Genomic DNA, 15,600 nt, shown 5'->3' with positions numbered 1-15,600 from the left:
AAGAGAACGTGAGACGCAAATGGTCTCACAGAGTTTCTACAGAGAAACGGCTAATAGGAGAGATGATCATGTATGCAATACAACATGGGAACCCTTCGCTGAGTTTGAAAACGCAGCGGTCATCCGTGGGTATCGCGATCGTCTTCACCCGGATGGCAGGCAGTCGAGCTGATCCCTTCGAGGACCCAGATCGCTGCCGACGTCAAGAGGAAGTTAGCCGCTTCACTGTGTCAGGCCTTTCAAGTTGATTGGGCACAGCTGCTGGTTTCACAATTTAAGGAATTGGTGAAGCAGAACATTCCTCAAAATTATTTTAAGTATCCAAAGCGACAGTTTTTTTATCAGGCGGCAGTCAATTGACTGCCGTTTTTTTTTGCTGCTTCGGGTTCGCGGCAAATTCTCCAGCCAGGAACGATTCATCCCCGGTACCGCAACGGACCGGTCACTCTCGGATCGCGCTTAAAACACCCAGCATGGTGAAAAAAACGCCCCCTACTCCCCCTTACGGATCGTCAGCGCAGGATTATGGGCGAAGAAATTGTGCGGCATGATGTGCACGGTCTTCCACTCCGTCGACATGACAGGCCAATCCTCCATACGCGGGATGTGGTGAAATCCGGCGGAGAACCAGGTGACGATGTCTTGGCCCATCAGGCTGCGATCTGCCTTGACCCATTCCGCAAGCGTGTCCGAACCGTCACCCTGCATGGGGAAAGTGCCGCCCGCGTAGCGCTGCGCCGGATCGTGGAGCGTATTCCAGACGCTGTACTCGATGTAGGCGTTACGTTTCATCGGCGGATCGTTCTCGAAATCGAAAGGACCGTAGGCGATGCTGCCGTGGTGGATCATGTAGCCGGGCGTGTGGCCCAATGGCCCCTTCCTGTCGGGGTTCATGAGGTGATAGTAGCGCGGCGACTTCGCGCTGACCTGATAGCGCGCTTCGAGCTCGGTCTTGGGCATCTTGTGCTCGACTGTCCACATGGAACGGCGCGGGCTGTCGGCATCTAGCTTGGCCGGCACGATCTCCATGACACCGAAGTTGTTCTTGGGCTGATCGATGTCGAAGTCCAGGCGGAAGTTGAAATAGTGATCGTGGAACGGCGCCACCAGATGGGGCGCGATCAGCGTGCCGAAGCGGGTGTCGGCGGCGGCGGTCGGATCATCCATCGAGGTCGCCGCCACACCCTTGACCGCGTCCAGACCCGTGGCGCCGATCTTGATGTAGATCTCGCCGTTTTGCTTGAAGCGGTAATCGATCAGGTAGTCGTAGTTCCCGACCTCGGACGCCGAACGGACAACCAGCTCGGTCTCCGGGCGTCCCTCGGCCGGCACAAAAGTCTCTTCGCTCTGTGCGAAGACTTCGAAATGCCGCCAGGCCGGGTCGCCGATGTTTCGTTCGAAGATGCAGATCGCATCGGGGATCTCGAGAGGCTGTCCCGTGTCATCGTTGATCACAGCCGGCAGGTAGGTGGCATATTCCGGACAATCGACCCCGGGTGTCAGCGGGGTCAGGAATAGGCCGAAGCCATATTCGCCGCTGTCCATGTAGGTGCGCCAGTACCAACCCTGGCCTGGGTCCATGTAGGGAACGAAGACCTCTGAAAGATGTGCCTGATAGAGCACCGAACGCCAGTCGCTGCCGTCGTTCACATCGATGTTGGAAAGCACTACCCCGGGGCGCTTGTCGATGCGGTAGCGGAAACGCCAGATGTCCCACTCGATCAGACTGCCCGTCACCTTGTAGTTCGGGCCGCCTGCCTGTGACAGCCCTGCCGGATTGCTTTCCGGGCGCAGAGCCGTCCGCGCCGCAACCTCCTCTTGCGTGTAACCCCAGGGATCCTGCGGCAGCGGGATAGCGCCCTCGTCAATCACACGCAGTGCCTCTTTGGTCGTGAGGTCAACCACGGCGAAAAGACCTTCGATCGGCTTGGCGTAGAAGTTGGAGCCAGTGGGATTCACGTAGCAAGGTACTTTCATCAGGCGTGTACCCTGGTACTCCTCCGTCAAGAAATTGCCTGCGGTCAATGGCAGGCAGAAGACATCTTCCGGCGTCAGGCCGCGCTTCTGAAGTCCGGCGACCATATCGGGATGCCCCAGCGCCGCCTCCATGGCGCTGATGAATTCGGCGAACAACACCATAGGCTGGCCGCCCGCAGGGCCGTGCTCGTCGATAAGGTCATCGGTGATGTTCACGATTGCGCTCTGGAAACCCAGGGCGTTGCTGTAGTGCACGCGGGCCCGGCGGTCGAGCACATCACCCTCGGACCAGGCCAGCACTTCGGCCTTAGAAGGCTCGATGAGTTCGATCAAGGGATACAGCGTTTGGTCGTCAGCCAACCCTTGTTCGCGCATAATCTCGCTGACCCTTGCGACCTCTTCGGCCGACAAACCATCGAGCGGATGGGCGGACAGCAATCCGCTCCACAAGGTCGTTCCCAGAAATCCTCCGATTAAAAGACCCTTGAACCTCATCGCACTCTCCCTTGGGCTGCCGGCAAGCGTTGTTTAACATGTTATTCGCGCCGGGATGGAATTCCCATTGGAAAAAACGGCAACGCCGTCGCTGGTCCCGCCACCAAACCTAAAGCTACGCGGAATACAGGATCATCACCTGTAGCAATCAGGCCGACGCAAATCAGGAGTTCCCAACCTAGGCTTCACATGCGGCGAGTGCGGTATGGGTATCGTAGTGCTCCATAAACTGGGTGGCTTTGCCATCCTGGAACATCCAGACATCGACCTTAGGTATCGTGATTTTTTTGCCGGTCGCCCGGTTGGTAAAGGAGATCTCTGCCAACGCCACGACACGCCCGCCCTGGGCGACGAATTCGTTCACGTGATAGAATTCCATCGACCAATCTCGGGCCAGGCCCTCGAAGTAACCGACAACTTCGGCCTTGGAAGCGCAGGGTTTCGTGAATTCCATGCCCGGTTTCCCGTCGGCGAGAGACCCAAATGAAATTTCGTCCGCGAGGATGCCGTACCAGACCTCTGCATCACCCTTGGTATCGTGCCAGGCCGCATAAGCTTTGCGCAATGTGGCTACATTGGCTTCTTCTTCCCCGGTCATCTCCGCCTCCCTTGGTTGCTGGACTTTTTGTTTGTACGCAATAGTAGCAAGTTTCGGAGAGACCGGCACCTGGGTTAATAGGCAAATCCAGATCAGGCTTTTGCCGCGCCGAGAGACTCCTGGCGCCCTTGCTGTTTCTTGCCGACGCCAATTCCGTTAAGAGCGATCATACTCTCGTCTAAATCTCTGCCGTGCTGAAAGGCGCCCGACAAAAAAACAGCGAGATTTGATAGTAAGCAGCTTAATCGATAAGCGCGTCGGCGCGCAGCCCCGCACGCTCAAGATGGATCGGCAGCACGCGGCCGTAGAGTTGAAGCGTCCGTTCAGGACTGCCCACCATATCCGGCTCTTCCACATAGGAGAAAATTGCAACGTAGCGTTTACGCGCGCCGCGCAGGGGCTTAACGCGGTGAAGGGAATAGCGGCCCTTGAAAATCTGCAGATCGCCCGGCTGAAGTTCCAGGGTCTTTATCCGGTCGCTTCCGCCGTCCAGGACGGCTTCCACGCCATTGTAATTCTCATGGTCCGGCGTACGGAGGTTCGGACAGTATTGAAACTCCCCGCCCTCGCTGCCGTTCTGGATGGCCAGAGTCACGGTGTAGTTGTTGGTATCGAAATGCCAGGGAAAGCCGCCGCCCTCTTCGGCAACATTTACGATCACGTCAGCCAGCGGATCTGCGTAACGGTGGAAACTGGCTTCGTTGAGTGCCGACTGAATCAAGGCCGGAAAGAAAGTCCATTCGTAGAGGCTGCGCAAGATACTGTCGGCGCCGAATTTATCGGCCGGTACAAAGGAATTCGACCGGTCGTAGAAGCGCCGCAGAGCGTGAGATTCCGGAAGGTCGGGGTTGTCCGTGGTGAAGTAAGCGTTTGTCCGGTTGAAGGAGCGATGGCCCTGCGCCGCAACACCGTCCGCTTCGGCCACGAGATCGGCGATACGTTCAGCACGAATGAAACCCCGCAGCACCGCGCAACCGTCTGCCTTCAGTTGGGCGCGTAGGCTGGACAACAGCTTGAGGCACTCGGAAGAATCGGGCGTGTCGATCGGATAGGTCTGGAGATCGACAAAGTCCCGGGCATCGGGTCTGAGCATAGACACTCCCTGGTTTCGGCACCACATCAGGTTTCGGGAAAAAGGGTAATCTGAAGTGTTTTTTCCTGCAATATTTAACGTATGATCATACAACACACTGTTATTAATATATCTATTGAAGAAGTTTGTTTGCTATACTGAACAACTTAACAACAAAAAAGCTGAAACCATGACGCGGGACACAGAGCAGCAGATCGGCGGGGAAGAGCTGGACCGCGTGGACCAGCGTCTCCGGCTCATCCGCGAAAAGTTCGGCTATTCCCAGCGCAAGCTGGCCAAACTGAGCGGTGTCAGCAATGCCGCGATCTCCATGATTGAAAAGGGCACGCTCAATCCCTCTGTCGGCACCATGGTCAAGCTCTTACGGGCTTTCCCGGTCTCCATGGCAGAGTTTTGGCAAACCGAACCGTCCAGCATGAAAAAGGTATTCTTCCGGTTTGAAGAGTTGCGGAAAATCACCAACAACAGAGTCCAATTCTGGCAGATCGCCGCCGACAGCGATCCCTCATTCCTTTTCCAATACGAATGCTACGAAGCAGGCGCCGATACGGGTCTATCGCAGATGGAAGAGGAATGCGAAATGGTCGGTATCGTCATCGAGGGAAATCTTCGTGTGCAAGTCGGCGATCACGACCAGATCATGAGAGCAGGCGACGTTTACAAATTCGATGGCCGCATTCCCCATCGCTTCAGGGTCCGCGGCAAGAAACCGGTGACCATGGTGTCCTGCACCTCGCCGGCGGTGTTTTGACTATCCCGCACGGCCTTCGATCAGGTCGCGCTTGCGGATAATTGCATCGGCCAGATGTCGCATCAGCGTCGAAACCCGAGGTGTGTCTTTTAGGTCGGGGTGGGTCAACACCCAGATATCGCGATCGGGTTCCGGCCGGGCGCCGGGCAGCCGGATCAAACCCTCTTCAGGATCCGCCAACAGACAGGCCTCGAAGATCAAGCCCTGTCCCGCCAGTGCAGCGGCATGACGCACCAACGGATCTTCGATCCGCAATCCCACCGGCACCTCGGGATAAGGACTCCCGCGCACCCAGTCAGGGCACTCGGAATCGTCCGGCCATCCGAGCCAGCGAAGGCTCTTTGAAGCGTGTGTCTCAATGTAATCAGGGGCCGCATAGCCGCAGCGGGCATATTTGAACAGCCGCCGCCCAACCAGATGATCCGGCGGCTCATTGGTGATCCGCACCACGAGATCCGCTTCACGCCGATCGAGGTCGGCGAAACCGTGGGAAGTCTGCAAGGTCAGTTTGATAGCGGGATAGGTCTCCTGAAAGCGACCTATATCCTCCATCAAGAGATGCCGCGCAAGGACGTCCGGCAGCGAGAGAGTCAGCACACCGCTCATGCCTTGCTCGCGCCCCATGGCTTCCCGCTCAGCCGCATAGACGGCGTCCTCCATCCTTAGGGCCGCCGCGACCAAAGACCCGCCCAGGGATGTAGGTTTATAGACGCCGTCCAGTCGTACGAAGGCCGGCGCGCCCAGGCGTTCGTTCAAACCGGCAAGCCGCCGCGACACCGTCGCATGATTTACACCCAGGATCTGTGCGGCGCCCCGGACCGAACCCGAACGCTGCAGTGCCAGGGCAAAGCGGTAATCATCCCATTCACTCATTGGTGCGTTTTTACACCAAACATTGACAAAAGAAAACCGAGACACCCCGGTTTACCTGAATATAACGTCATAAAAACGCACCAGTTAATCTGATATTTCTATGCAACAAGGATGTAAGCCATGCAGCAGAATTCGTCTTCGACCTTCAGCAAATCTGTAAAATCAGTAGGCGCAGCCGCCCTCATGACGGCAGCTTTCGCAGGACATGCGGCGGCGGAGTCCAATGGTCGAGCCCAGGGGCTTCTGCTGCTGCACGCAAAGGAACAGATTGCAGTGATGGAAGATGTTCTGCCGAAGCTCGCTCGGCAGGGCTGCACCCTCTGGCAGCGTGGGAGTCTTGTCGGCGCACAGGGCAACCTCGACATCGGATCGCCAGGACGCTTTGTTCTGCTCGATTGCAGTGAACCAGTGCTTTCGGGGGCGGAAAGCTACGCGGCGCTCGCCCCTCTGTTTGACGCGGACGAATCCCTGCGTGCCGTGGAAGGCCCCCTGCTCTTTCGAACGGCGGATGAGGCCAGTGACGACAAGCACGTGGAGCGCGATTACGTCTTGAAGATCAGCCACTACAACAACCGGGATCCGAAAGCGCGGAACGAGGATCTGGAGCAAATCAACAGCATCGCGGGTGGCCGGAAAAATACCTGGAAGACCGAAGGTTTTATCGCCGGCCTACGCGCCGTCGGTATGCCCACGCCGGACGAGGTGGTCGTCATCCATTACGACAATCCGCAGCAAGGCGAAGACTTCCGGAACAGCAATCCGGATATCCTGAAACAAATTGGCACCTTCAACGAACAGCACCTGACCGAATTCACCTACCTCTCGGCCGCGCCTGACCGGTAACAGGGCGGTTCTGTGGTTTCTATGCTAACGCCCTCCAGATATTGTTAGGCAGCGTTGCAATATATCTGGGACCAATGATGATCGAGCTGACGAGTGGACGCTGGCAGGAACTGAGCCACGCCTATGGGCCCGCTTCCGACATTCCCGATCTGCTCGCCAGCCTCGCATCCTGCCCAAAGTACACAGACTGGCGGAGCGAACCTTACTTCTCCCTGTGGAGCGCACTGTGCCATCAGGGAGAGGTCTACACGGCATCCTATGCGGCAGTCCCGCACGTCATCCAAATTGCACTGCACAATCCCGGGAACGCCCACTGGGACTTCATCCTGCTGCCAACTTCAATCGAACTTGCGCGGACGGATGAGCGTGGGCCTGAAGTGCCTGCAGATTTGAGTGACAGCTATTTCGCAGCATCGAAGCAACTGCCTGAAGTCATCGCCGGAATGCAGAAGTTTCAATCAAGCAACGACTTTGCCATTTCAGCCGCAGCAGGGATCGCCGTTGCGGGCGGTCACGCCAGCTTGGCCAAGGCGATCCTGGAACTATCACCCGATGTGATTCCGGACTTCTTGGAATGGGTTTCCAACAGATAAAGTGACAGCCTAGGTGCCTGGAGACCTAAGACAACAGGCCGCTGTTCGCCACCCCGTCGAAGATGAACTGTACTGCCAGCGCCGCGAGCAAAACACCAATCACGCGCGAGAGTACATGCAGCCCGGTTACGCCGAGCAGCCGCTGTACCTGGGTCGCCACCAGCATCAGCAGAAAAGTCAGCAGCACGATCGCCAGCATGGCACCGATCACGATGGAGATCTGTGTGGGATCACCGTCCGCATCGGCGACCAGCAGCACTGCGGCGCCGATCGCGCCGGGACCAGCGATCAAAGGCGTTGCGAGCGGAAAGACCGAGAGGTCTTTCTTGCCTTCCGCCTCCTTGTTTTCTTCGCTCGTGGTGGTCGTGCCACCGGACGGGCGTGCGAAGACCATGTCGATGGCGATCAGAAGCAACAAGATACCACCCGCTGTCCGTAAGGCCGGCAACGAGATCCCGAAGTTGGCCAGCACCACCTCTCCGAATAGTGCAAAAAACAACAGAATACCGGCCCCGATCAGCGACCCTTTCAGTGCCATGGCACGCCGCTCGGCCGCTGTGTTGTCGTGCGTAAGCGCGGCGAACAGCGCCGCGACATCGGGCGGACCGACGGTTGCGAAGAAGGTGGTCAGGGCAACAAACGCGGTTTCGGTCATAACGGTCTCGCAGAAATCACGCGTTCACTCTATGGGCAAGAGTTGTTCACGCGTCAATGGATTCATGACGAAGCCGACGTCACGAGTCCTTCGCTGATCCACGATTTCTGTAGGCCTCAAACAAATCCTGCACACGCACACCCGCTATGGTCATGCCCTTGAAGTTACAGTTCCGGGTGATCTCGACGTCGGAAAGATTGATGTTGTCGAGGCGCGCGCCGGCCAGGTTTATGTCGGTGAATTTTGCGCCGGCCATATTGGCGTTCTCAAAGAGTGCGTCCTTTAACGACACGTCTTTGAAGCTGGCACCGCTGAGGTCGGCATCGACGAAGGTTTTTTCGGATTCAGCGCCCCCACTTGCTGGGTTTTTTCGGGCGCGCCGGCTTGGATCAAAGGGTTTGAGCCTACCACCCAGTTGGCCTGTCAGTTGCGCGACCGTAAGATCGCTGCCCGTCACCCAGGCACCGAAGTCGAGTTGCATCGGCGTGGCATCGCCGCCAACGCCAACCAGCATCTTCCGCCGTGAAGCTTCGCAGACGAAGCTGTGCAGCGTGCCGCCGCCGCGTGTGTAGCCATGTGCGAAGACCGGTGAGCGTGAGGCATTGAGCCGAAAGAACAAATCCTCTGCCGCGATCAATTCCTGCGACCAGGCCTCCAGTGTTGGGAGCCGCCGGAAAGAGCCAGCGTTCCGCCGGTTTTGATCCTGCAGATCCGCCGACTGAAAATGGTTGGTACAGGCGAGCGCCGCGCCCTGGCGTACGGCAATCCCGGCGGGCGAGGCCTCGACCACGGCCGCGTTCCCCAGCGCATCGATCATGGAGTAGTTGAAACCGAGCCCGTGCGGCAAACGTTTTGCCAGATCCACGGCCTCTGCCGTGTTCGCACACTGATCCAACAGAATCCGGACGATCAGAATGCAGACCAGCCCGGGCTGCCAGTTGGCTTCATTGACATAGTGCAGGCCGACGCAAAGACCATGCTCGTTCATGCCGTCGTCGCGCCCGGTGAAGCGGTCGGAAAAGCCGATGCTCGCGTTCACGCCATCGGGCTGAATGGCGACAAGCAGGCGGTCGTAGCGCTTGGGTGAGAAGTCGTAGTTGCGTCCGTAAAGCCCGCCGGTCATGACCGCCGAGCAACCGCGTTTGGGATAACGCAGGCGGCCATTGGAAAACTCGGCGACCGCGCGCTCTAGAGAAATCTCCAAACCATCCGCGAGACCATGCAGCTCCTCCCAGATGTTCGGTGCGTACATCGTCAGAGCGGCCTCCGCATTCTTCAGGCTGAAGGCAAAGGGGCGGCGTTCCTTACGGCGCTTGAAGGCGCGGCCACGCGGTGTCTTTCGAAAGCCTTCCGCGACCTGCCGCCCGACGTCATAGGAACTGCCCCGGCAGGAAAGGACATCGACGTTCCACAATGCTGCCATAAGTGATGTCCTGTTATACCGGGATTATCTGGACAGGGAAGCTATCCCTAAAGACGATACTACAGCGGATTTGCCCAGCCGATCCAGTCGGTAACGCCGATTTTTGCGGCGATCACCAAACTTCGGATTTCCAGCATCACCCCAGAACCGAATAACTCGATTCCTGGTTAATCGGGCGCTTACGGGAATAGAAGCCCACGTCGATGCCCCGTTGAATATAGGGCAGCGTAAACTGCAAGGGCACCGAGTCGTGGTCATTGCCGTTTTCGCAGTAGTCGACCAGGGCCGCCATAAGCTTTCCGGCGATGGGGGCGTTCTTGTACTGATTGCCCGAGCTCCCGCAGGCCATATAGAAGCCATCGAGCGACGACTTGTCGTATATCGGAATCCAGTCGGTCGAGGCGTCGTAGAGATCGACCACGCCGCGGGTTCTGTTCGGGATCTTAAGGCCTGGCACGCGCTGGGCGTAGCGCATGGCCTGCGTCGTCCACTGGTCGGAAAAGTTGCGGTCGTAGTCGCTATCGTCCTCGACCCATTGGTGGGTATCGCAGGGCGGATCTTCACTGCCGACAAGGATATGGTTGCCGTGTTCCGGGCGGCAGTAACAGGCGATGTCGCTGTCCGAAACGATGGTGCCGTCGGCTTCGAAATCGAAGCCTTCCGGCGCGGGTACGTGCACGACCTCCTGACGCAGGGGGCGCGTTTCGATGGTCATATCGTCGAGCACGCCGGCCATCCGGTTGATGATCGAGGAGCCCGGCCCGGCCACGTTAATCACGACAGGCGCATGTATCTCCTCGCCGCCGGTCAGCCGCACGCCCCGCACCTTCCCGCCCTCGCTGAGGATTTCGGAAACCTCCACACCCAGGCGGAATTCCGCACCGTGCAGTTTCGCCGCATCGGCCAGATTTTGCGAGGAAAGCGCCGGATCCGTAACATAACCGGCCTTAGGCCAGTAGACGCCGCCCTTGAGTTGCGTGTCGTTGGGCAGTCCGAAGGCCGGGTCATCGCTACGCTTCGCCGGGGCATAACTTTCCAGCGAATAGATCGGTAGTTTTTCGATGATCCTTTCAGCGGACCATTCCTCGAACGGACAGTCCAGCGCGGCACTGTTTTCAATATGTTTGAACAGGTGCCCGTTGGCATCTGTCTTCATGACGAGGCAGCCGACCTCCAGAAACTTGGCCAGGTCCGTATCCGAACCAAGGCCTAAATAGTCCGGCCAGTCCCTCCAATAGTGATAGCCCTCCCAGGCAAAAGCCGTCCCGTCGAATGTGGAATAGTGCATTCGGATGATCGCGCAGGAGCCGGCGGTGGAGCCATGTCCGATCTGCCGGTTCCGGTCGAGCGACAGAGTCTTCCAGCCGGCTTTCGCCATCTCGAAGGCCACCGCCGTTCCGATAACGCCCGTTCCGATGATGATGGCATCCGGCGACTGACTCATTGGACTGTCCTTTCCTCAACCGATTTTGCAAAGACCTCGAACGCGCGGATCTCTTTGGGCCGTCCCTTCTTGCCGGTGAACGCGACCAGATAGTCGGGCAGCAGCTTCAGGCGCTCGCTCATGTCTTCCTTGAGGTCCGCCGTGTTGTAGCCGATCTGCATGTAGTAGAGTGTCCGCGCACGGGCGAGAGATTCCTTTTGGGGATAGCCGAAACGCCTGAACATCTCCTCCAGAGCCCCGATCCTTGCGCTGTCGGAGCGGTCCAGGACGGTGCGCACCTTGCCCGAACGCCGCGCCCATTCGCGCACCGCGAAGTCGAGAGCGTTGTTAAAGAGCGAGGGATCGACGAAACAGCGAAAGACATTGCAGACCGCCTCGGTAATGGTTTCTGCAGGCGCCTTCGACTGCCCGATCAAGGCGGCGGTGTTGGTTTGCTCCCAGTGCTCGAGCAGGGCATCGAGCAGATCCTGCCGGCTTTTGAAATACCAGTAGAAGCTCGAGCGCGACACCTCCAGGCGTTCCCCGATGGTCAGAACCTTGACCTGCTCGACGCCGTCACTGACCAGCAGGTCCATGGCGACATTCAACCAGTCCTGACGCATGACCTTTACATTGCCCGGCAGGCTGTCAGTCTGGCCGTCGTCTTGCGTTGGCAGAGGCGTGACTTTGGCTGCGCACATAGTTTTAACTCTCCGGCGGCGCGCCACCCGCCTCTGCGCGCGCCTCGATGTAATTCTGCAGGGCCTCGGCCCGTGACGGATCGACTTCAGGGTTCGGGGATGTCGCGAGAATCTCTCTCCAGACTTCCGTTGCGCGTTGATCCGCGTCCTTGGCACCCCGTTCCGTCCAGGTGCCGAAGTTCGCCCAGCTATGCAGGAAGGGTTCGTAGAACTCCGTCTGATAGCGCTCCATGGTGTGCGTTGCACCGAAGAAATGTCCGCCAGGCTGGACCTCTGACAGGGCCTCGAGCGCGATCTCGTCGTCACCGGCCTGCGCCTCGGAGCAGAGTTCGGCCACCATCTGCAGGACCTCGCAGTCGGTCACGAATTTCTCAAACGACACCGTCAGGCCGCCTTCAAGCCAGCCAGCCGCGTGAATGACGATGGTCGAGCCGGCGAGCAAACAACCCCAAAGGCCGAGCTGGGTCTCGTTGGCTGCCTGCGCGTCGTTGATGTTGGCGGCACTGCCGGTCGCGCTGCGCCAGGGCAGGCCGATTTTCCGCGCAAGCTGCCCAGCGGCGAGACTGGCGCGGAAATGCTCCGGCGTCCCGAAAGCGGGCGCGCCCGACTTCATGTCCACGTTCGACGTGAAGGTGCCGTAGGAGACCGGCGCGCCCGGCTTGACCAGCTGGGTCAGGGCGATCGCCGCAAGCGCTTCAGCGTGCGACAGGGTGATCGCGCCGGCGACGGTGATGGGCGCCATCGCTCCCATCAGGGTGAAGGGGGTCACGATGGAGACCTGTCCGGCCCTGGCGAAATCGATCAGGCCCTGGGCCATCGGGATATCGATCTGACGTGGCGAATTGGTATTGATGATGGTGTAGCAGTGACTGCTGGCATGGAACTCTGCATCGGAAAGACCGCGAAAGTCCCGGATCATCTCGAAAGATTCCGTCACCTGCGGCGTACCCCTCGAAAAGACGAATGGCACCTTGGTTGACAAGGTCAGCTGTGCCAGCGCCGTCTCATAGTGCCGCAGATGAATGGGCACATCCTGCGGCTCGACCACCGGCGGCACCATCTGGAGCACATCGAAGTGCTCGGTGAGCCGCACAAACTCGCAGAAGTCGTTCAGGGTGCCCGGCCGTCTGCCGCGCTCCCGGTCCGTAGCATGAGGCGCGCCCGCACCGGACTGGAACACGAGTTGCCCGGGCGCGAGCAGAATGTCCTTCTCCTGGCGGCCGGCATGGATCACGAAGGATTTTGGCGCGCTTTCGAGCGCGGCCTCGATCATCTCGCGGCCGATACAGACCATCTCACTGGTCTCATCCACACTGGCCCCGCCCGCACGGAACAAGTCGCGTGCCTCGGGAAGCAGAACCTTGATCCCAAGCTCCTGCAACAGTTTCAGGGCGGCGTCGTGAATCGCCTCGATCCGGTCATCACTGAAGACCGCCATGGGCGGAAATGGGTTGCGCAGATTGTGGTAGTCAGTGACGCGCTGCGCCCTGGGAGCCGCAGAGCGACTTCGCCGCCGCCCACGTCTTTCCTGTCTGGAGTCAGCCTCCACCATCAGCTTGCGACCCTTTTGCCACGCATGGCGAGGCCCTGGGGATCGTAGGGAGACGGCGAGATCACCTTTGCCGGCCGTTCGGCGCCCACGATATGAACGCTTAGTTCCTGCCCGACTTGCGCCAGGTCGTGATCGACAAGCGCCATTGCGAGCGATTTCGAAAGGCTGTGTCCGTATCCGCCGGACGTGACGAAGCCGACTCGCCGGTCGCCCGACCAGATCGGCTCGAAGCCGCTCGCATCCGCATCCGCAGCGTCAACTTCAAGCGTCACCAGGACCTGCCCCTCCTGGGCGCCATCGCGTTCTTTTATTGCAGCGTCACGGCCGACGAATTCTTGTTTTTGCCAGTCGATCCAGCGGTCCATGCCGGTCTGCCGCGGCGTGTAACCTTGGGTGAATTCAGCGGACCAGATTCCGAAACTCTTCTCCAGCCGCAGACTCAGCAGAGCATTGAAACCGTATTCCGCGATGCCATGATCAGCCCCTGCTTCCAGGAGCAGGCGCCGCAATCCGATATGCTCGGCGGCGTGGCAGTGGATTTCGTAGCCGAGCTCGCCGGCCACCGACAAGCGCCCGACCTTTGCACGAACCAATCCCATGTCGAATTGACCGCAGCCCATGAAGGGCAGCTCGCCGACCGGACCGTCGGTGAGAGTTTCGAGGACCTTCAGAGAATTCGGACCAGCCAGCGAAAACCCGACAATATCATCCGCGATGTCACGCACGACAACGCCGTCCTCCATGTATTGATCGAACCAGCGCATGTGCCAGGCGCGCAGATAGTAGGACCCCATGATCCACCAGGTGCCGTCGCCCCAGTTAAAGAGGGTGAGGTCGCCCTTCAGCTTGCCTTCCGGTGACAGCATGGGCGCCAGTTTAGCCCGACCCGGAGCCGGAAGTTTTGAGGCCATCACCCGGTCGAGCCAGCGTTCGGCGTTCGGGCCGCTGACTTCGAACCGTGAAAAGCCGGAAATATCGAGCAACCCGACGTTTTCGCGCACGGCACGGCATTCCGCCCCGACGATGTCATGCGCGTTCGATCTCTTGAGTGATGGTGTCTCTTCAAATCCTTCGGGCGCGAAATACAGTGGCACCTCCAACCCCCAGCTGGCGCCCCAGCGGCATCCGGCATCCGTCATGGCATCATGCGCAGGCGCCATCTTCAGAGGCCGGCCTGCCGGTAACTGCTCGTTGGGATAAGTCATGACGAAGCGCCGGGTATAGAACTGTCCGGTCGTCTCTTTAATGAATCGCTTGTTCGCCGCGAAATCGCCGTAACGGGCAACGTCCATGCCGAAAACATCCGCCTCCGGTTCACCGTGGATCATCCATTCCGCCAGCGACTTGCCAACCCCGCCTCCCTGAAGGAATCCGGCCATCACGGCACAGGCACACCAGTAACCCGGTTTGCCGGGAACGGGGCCGACCAGCGGGTTACCGTCGGGAGAGAATGTGAAAGCCCCGTTGACCCAGTTCTTGACCCCGGCATGCTGCAGAACGGGATAGCGCTCAAAACCGAGAGTGAGTTCGTCTTCGATGCGGTCGATGTCTTCCTGCAGCAGCTCGATACCGTAGTTCCAGGGCGCGCCATCCATCATCCAGTGCTTATGCCGGATCTCATAAATCCCCAACAGCATGCCCTTCAAGTCCTGGCGCATATAGGTAAAGCCCTCCAGGTCCACGACCAGCGGCAACTCTCCATCGAGCGCGGCTATTTCCGGAATAGTCTCGGTGAGCAGGTAATGGTGTTCCAGCGGCGATACGGGAAGTTCAATTCCCGCCATACGGCCGACCTGCTTGGCCCAGAGACCGGCCGCGTTGACCACGTGTTCGCAGGTAACGGTGCCCTTTTCGGTAACCAGCCGCCAGCCTTCGGGAATCTGCTGCAGCTCCAATACCCGGTTGTGCTCAATCACTTCCGCGCCGTTCTTCCGGGCCGCCCCTGCGTAGGCATGAACCGTGCCGGTCGTATCGATATAGCCTTCCCGATCCGCCCACATGCCGCCCAAAATCCCATGGGTCGACATCACCGGGCAGAGCGCACCGGCCTCCTCCGGCGTTACGAGGCGCACGTCTTCAATGCCGAGACTTTGAAAAACCCTGTAGGCCGATTGAAGCCATTCCCATCGGTCTTCCGTTCCGGCGAGCGTGAGACCGCCGGTCATGTGCATGCCGACCGAATGTCCGGACTCTTTCTCAATCTCCGACAAAAGGTCGATGGTATAAGCTTGCAGCGCGGCGATGTTCGGATCCGCGTTCAGAGCATGAAATCCGCCGGCGGCATGCCAGCTTGAACCCGCCGTCAAGACCGATCGCTCGATCAGAGCGACATCTTTCCAGCCGAACTTGGCCAGATGATAGAGCACCGACGCTCCGACGACCCCACCACCAATCACGACAACCCGATAGTGCGACTTCATTCCATCCTCCCTGAAACGACAGCACGGCGGCCTTTCCGGCCGCTCCTTACTGCAAGTCTGATTCACGTTTTTCGCTGACGGGTGAGTAACGATCAGACTCTAGACACTCTTGTCCATAACACTATGGACAGTGATGTACAATAGCCTTTCACCGCCTCTTCGGACCGCAGCCTGCCGGTTGCTTTCCCTACAGGAAAACCACT

13 protein-coding genes are annotated in these 15,600 nt (G+C 58.9%); 3 read left to right on the top strand and 10 right to left on the bottom strand.

Annotation, left to right across the window (positions count from 1 at the left end; all coding sequences use genetic code 11):
- Nucleotides 1–492: 492 nt before the first annotated feature.
- From QMZ18_RS32850 to QMZ18_RS32840, 3 genes are all read right to left on the bottom strand, one after another.
- On the bottom strand, nucleotides 493–2,472 hold the full coding sequence (locus tag QMZ18_RS32850) for a tyramine oxidase (RefSeq protein ID WP_282610669.1): 1,980 nt from the start codon (nucleotides 2,470–2,472) through the stop codon (nucleotides 493–495).
- Nucleotides 2,473–2,650: 178 nt separating this feature from the next.
- Nucleotides 2,651–3,070 (bottom strand): nuclear transport factor 2 family protein, encoded by a 420-nt coding sequence (locus QMZ18_RS32845; protein WP_282610667.1) that lies wholly within the window; start codon nucleotides 3,068–3,070, stop codon nucleotides 2,651–2,653.
- A 241-nt stretch (nucleotides 3,071–3,311) separates the two neighbouring features.
- Nucleotides 3,312–4,163 (bottom strand): hypothetical protein, encoded by an 852-nt coding sequence (locus QMZ18_RS32840; protein WP_282610666.1) that lies wholly within the window; start codon nucleotides 4,161–4,163, stop codon nucleotides 3,312–3,314.
- Between the two features lie 169 nt (nucleotides 4,164–4,332).
- On the opposite strand from QMZ18_RS32840, the gene QMZ18_RS32835 reads away from it, so the two are divergent.
- Nucleotides 4,333–4,914, top strand: a complete 582-nt coding sequence (locus tag QMZ18_RS32835; protein WP_282610665.1) for a helix-turn-helix domain-containing protein — start codon at nucleotides 4,333–4,335, stop codon at nucleotides 4,912–4,914.
- Here QMZ18_RS32835 and QMZ18_RS32830 read toward each other — a convergent pair whose 3' ends face one another.
- Nucleotides 4,915–5,787 (bottom strand): LysR family transcriptional regulator, encoded by an 873-nt coding sequence (locus QMZ18_RS32830; protein WP_282610664.1) that lies wholly within the window; start codon nucleotides 5,785–5,787, stop codon nucleotides 4,915–4,917.
- A 120-nt stretch (nucleotides 5,788–5,907) separates the two neighbouring features.
- Here QMZ18_RS32830 and QMZ18_RS32825 point away from each other — a divergent pair, with 120 nt between their 5' ends.
- Nucleotides 5,908–6,630, top strand: a complete 723-nt coding sequence (locus QMZ18_RS32825) for a hypothetical protein (protein ID WP_282610662.1) — start codon at nucleotides 5,908–5,910, stop codon at nucleotides 6,628–6,630.
- A 77-nt stretch (nucleotides 6,631–6,707) separates the two neighbouring features.
- Complete coding sequence (locus QMZ18_RS32820) at nucleotides 6,708–7,223, top strand: hypothetical protein (RefSeq protein WP_282610661.1); 516 nt, start codon at nucleotides 6,708–6,710, stop codon at nucleotides 7,221–7,223.
- Between the two features lie 25 nt (nucleotides 7,224–7,248).
- On the opposite strand, the gene QMZ18_RS32815 is transcribed toward QMZ18_RS32820, so the two are convergent.
- The 6 genes from QMZ18_RS32815 to QMZ18_RS32790 form a co-directional block, all read right to left on the bottom strand.
- Entirely contained in the window at nucleotides 7,249–7,878 is a 630-nt protein-coding gene (locus tag QMZ18_RS32815) for a MarC family protein (protein ID WP_282610660.1), read from the bottom strand.
- Nucleotides 7,879–7,957: 79 nt separating this feature from the next.
- Nucleotides 7,958–9,301 (bottom strand): C45 family autoproteolytic acyltransferase/hydolase, encoded by a 1,344-nt coding sequence (locus QMZ18_RS32810; RefSeq protein ID WP_282610659.1) that lies wholly within the window; start codon nucleotides 9,299–9,301, stop codon nucleotides 7,958–7,960.
- Nucleotides 9,302–9,437: 136 nt separating this feature from the next.
- Entirely contained in the window at nucleotides 9,438–10,745 is a 1,308-nt protein-coding gene (locus QMZ18_RS32805; RefSeq protein WP_282610658.1) for an FAD-binding oxidoreductase, read from the bottom strand.
- Complete coding sequence (locus QMZ18_RS32800; RefSeq protein WP_282610657.1) at nucleotides 10,742–11,425, bottom strand: TetR/AcrR family transcriptional regulator; 684 nt, start codon at nucleotides 11,423–11,425, stop codon at nucleotides 10,742–10,744. Before QMZ18_RS32800 ends, QMZ18_RS32805 begins: the two co-directional genes overlap by 4 nt.
- Before the next feature lie 4 nt (nucleotides 11,426–11,429).
- Nucleotides 11,430–12,977, bottom strand: coding sequence for a trimethylamine methyltransferase family protein (locus tag QMZ18_RS32795; protein WP_282610656.1), 1,548 nt, complete (start codon nucleotides 12,975–12,977; stop codon nucleotides 11,430–11,432).
- Complete coding sequence (locus tag QMZ18_RS32790) at nucleotides 12,977–15,397, bottom strand: FAD-dependent oxidoreductase (protein ID WP_282610655.1); 2,421 nt, start codon at nucleotides 15,395–15,397, stop codon at nucleotides 12,977–12,979. Before QMZ18_RS32790 ends, QMZ18_RS32795 begins: the two co-directional genes overlap by 1 nt.
- Nucleotides 15,398–15,600 lie beyond the last annotated feature (203 nt).

The sequence above is a fragment of the Pelagibius sp. Alg239-R121 genome, from assembly GCF_947331435.1.
Classification (GTDB): domain Bacteria; phylum Pseudomonadota; class Alphaproteobacteria; order Kiloniellales; family Kiloniellaceae; genus Denitrobaculum.
Note: the sequence above shows the minus strand (reverse complement) of the source record. Positions and strands in the feature narration are given on the sequence as shown.

Bases quoted from the DNA above. Each gene is read 5' to 3' on its own strand.
- QMZ18_RS32850 (WP_282610669.1), bottom strand. From the start codon at position 2,472: ATGAGGTTCAAGGGTCTTTTAATCGGAGGATTTCTGGGAACGACCTTG.
- QMZ18_RS32805 (WP_282610658.1), bottom strand. From the start codon at position 10,745: ATGAGTCAGTCGCCGGATGCCATCATCATCGGAACGGGCGTTATCGGA.
- QMZ18_RS32810 (WP_282610659.1), bottom strand. From the start codon at position 9,301: ATGGCAGCATTGTGGAACGTCGATGTCCTTTCCTGCCGGGGCAGTTCC.
- QMZ18_RS32840 (WP_282610666.1), bottom strand. From the start codon at position 4,163: ATGCTCAGACCCGATGCCCGGGACTTTGTCGATCTCCAGACCTATCCG.
- QMZ18_RS32830 (WP_282610664.1), bottom strand. From the start codon at position 5,787: ATGAGTGAATGGGATGATTACCGCTTTGCCCTGGCACTGCAGCGTTCG.
- QMZ18_RS32790 (WP_282610655.1), bottom strand. From the start codon at position 15,397: ATGAAGTCGCACTATCGGGTTGTCGTGATTGGTGGTGGGGTCGTCGGA.
- QMZ18_RS32820 (WP_282610661.1), top strand. From the start codon at position 6,708: ATGATCGAGCTGACGAGTGGACGCTGGCAGGAACTGAGCCACGCCTAT.
- QMZ18_RS32815 (WP_282610660.1), bottom strand. From the start codon at position 7,878: ATGACCGAAACCGCGTTTGTTGCCCTGACCACCTTCTTCGCAACCGTC.
- QMZ18_RS32795 (WP_282610656.1), bottom strand. From the start codon at position 12,977: ATGGTGGAGGCTGACTCCAGACAGGAAAGACGTGGGCGGCGGCGAAGT.
- QMZ18_RS32835 (WP_282610665.1), top strand. From the start codon at position 4,333: ATGACGCGGGACACAGAGCAGCAGATCGGCGGGGAAGAGCTGGACCGC.
- QMZ18_RS32825 (WP_282610662.1), top strand. From the start codon at position 5,908: ATGCAGCAGAATTCGTCTTCGACCTTCAGCAAATCTGTAAAATCAGTA.
- QMZ18_RS32800 (WP_282610657.1), bottom strand. From the start codon at position 11,425: ATGTGCGCAGCCAAAGTCACGCCTCTGCCAACGCAAGACGACGGCCAG.
- QMZ18_RS32845 (WP_282610667.1), bottom strand. From the start codon at position 3,070: ATGACCGGGGAAGAAGAAGCCAATGTAGCCACATTGCGCAAAGCTTAT.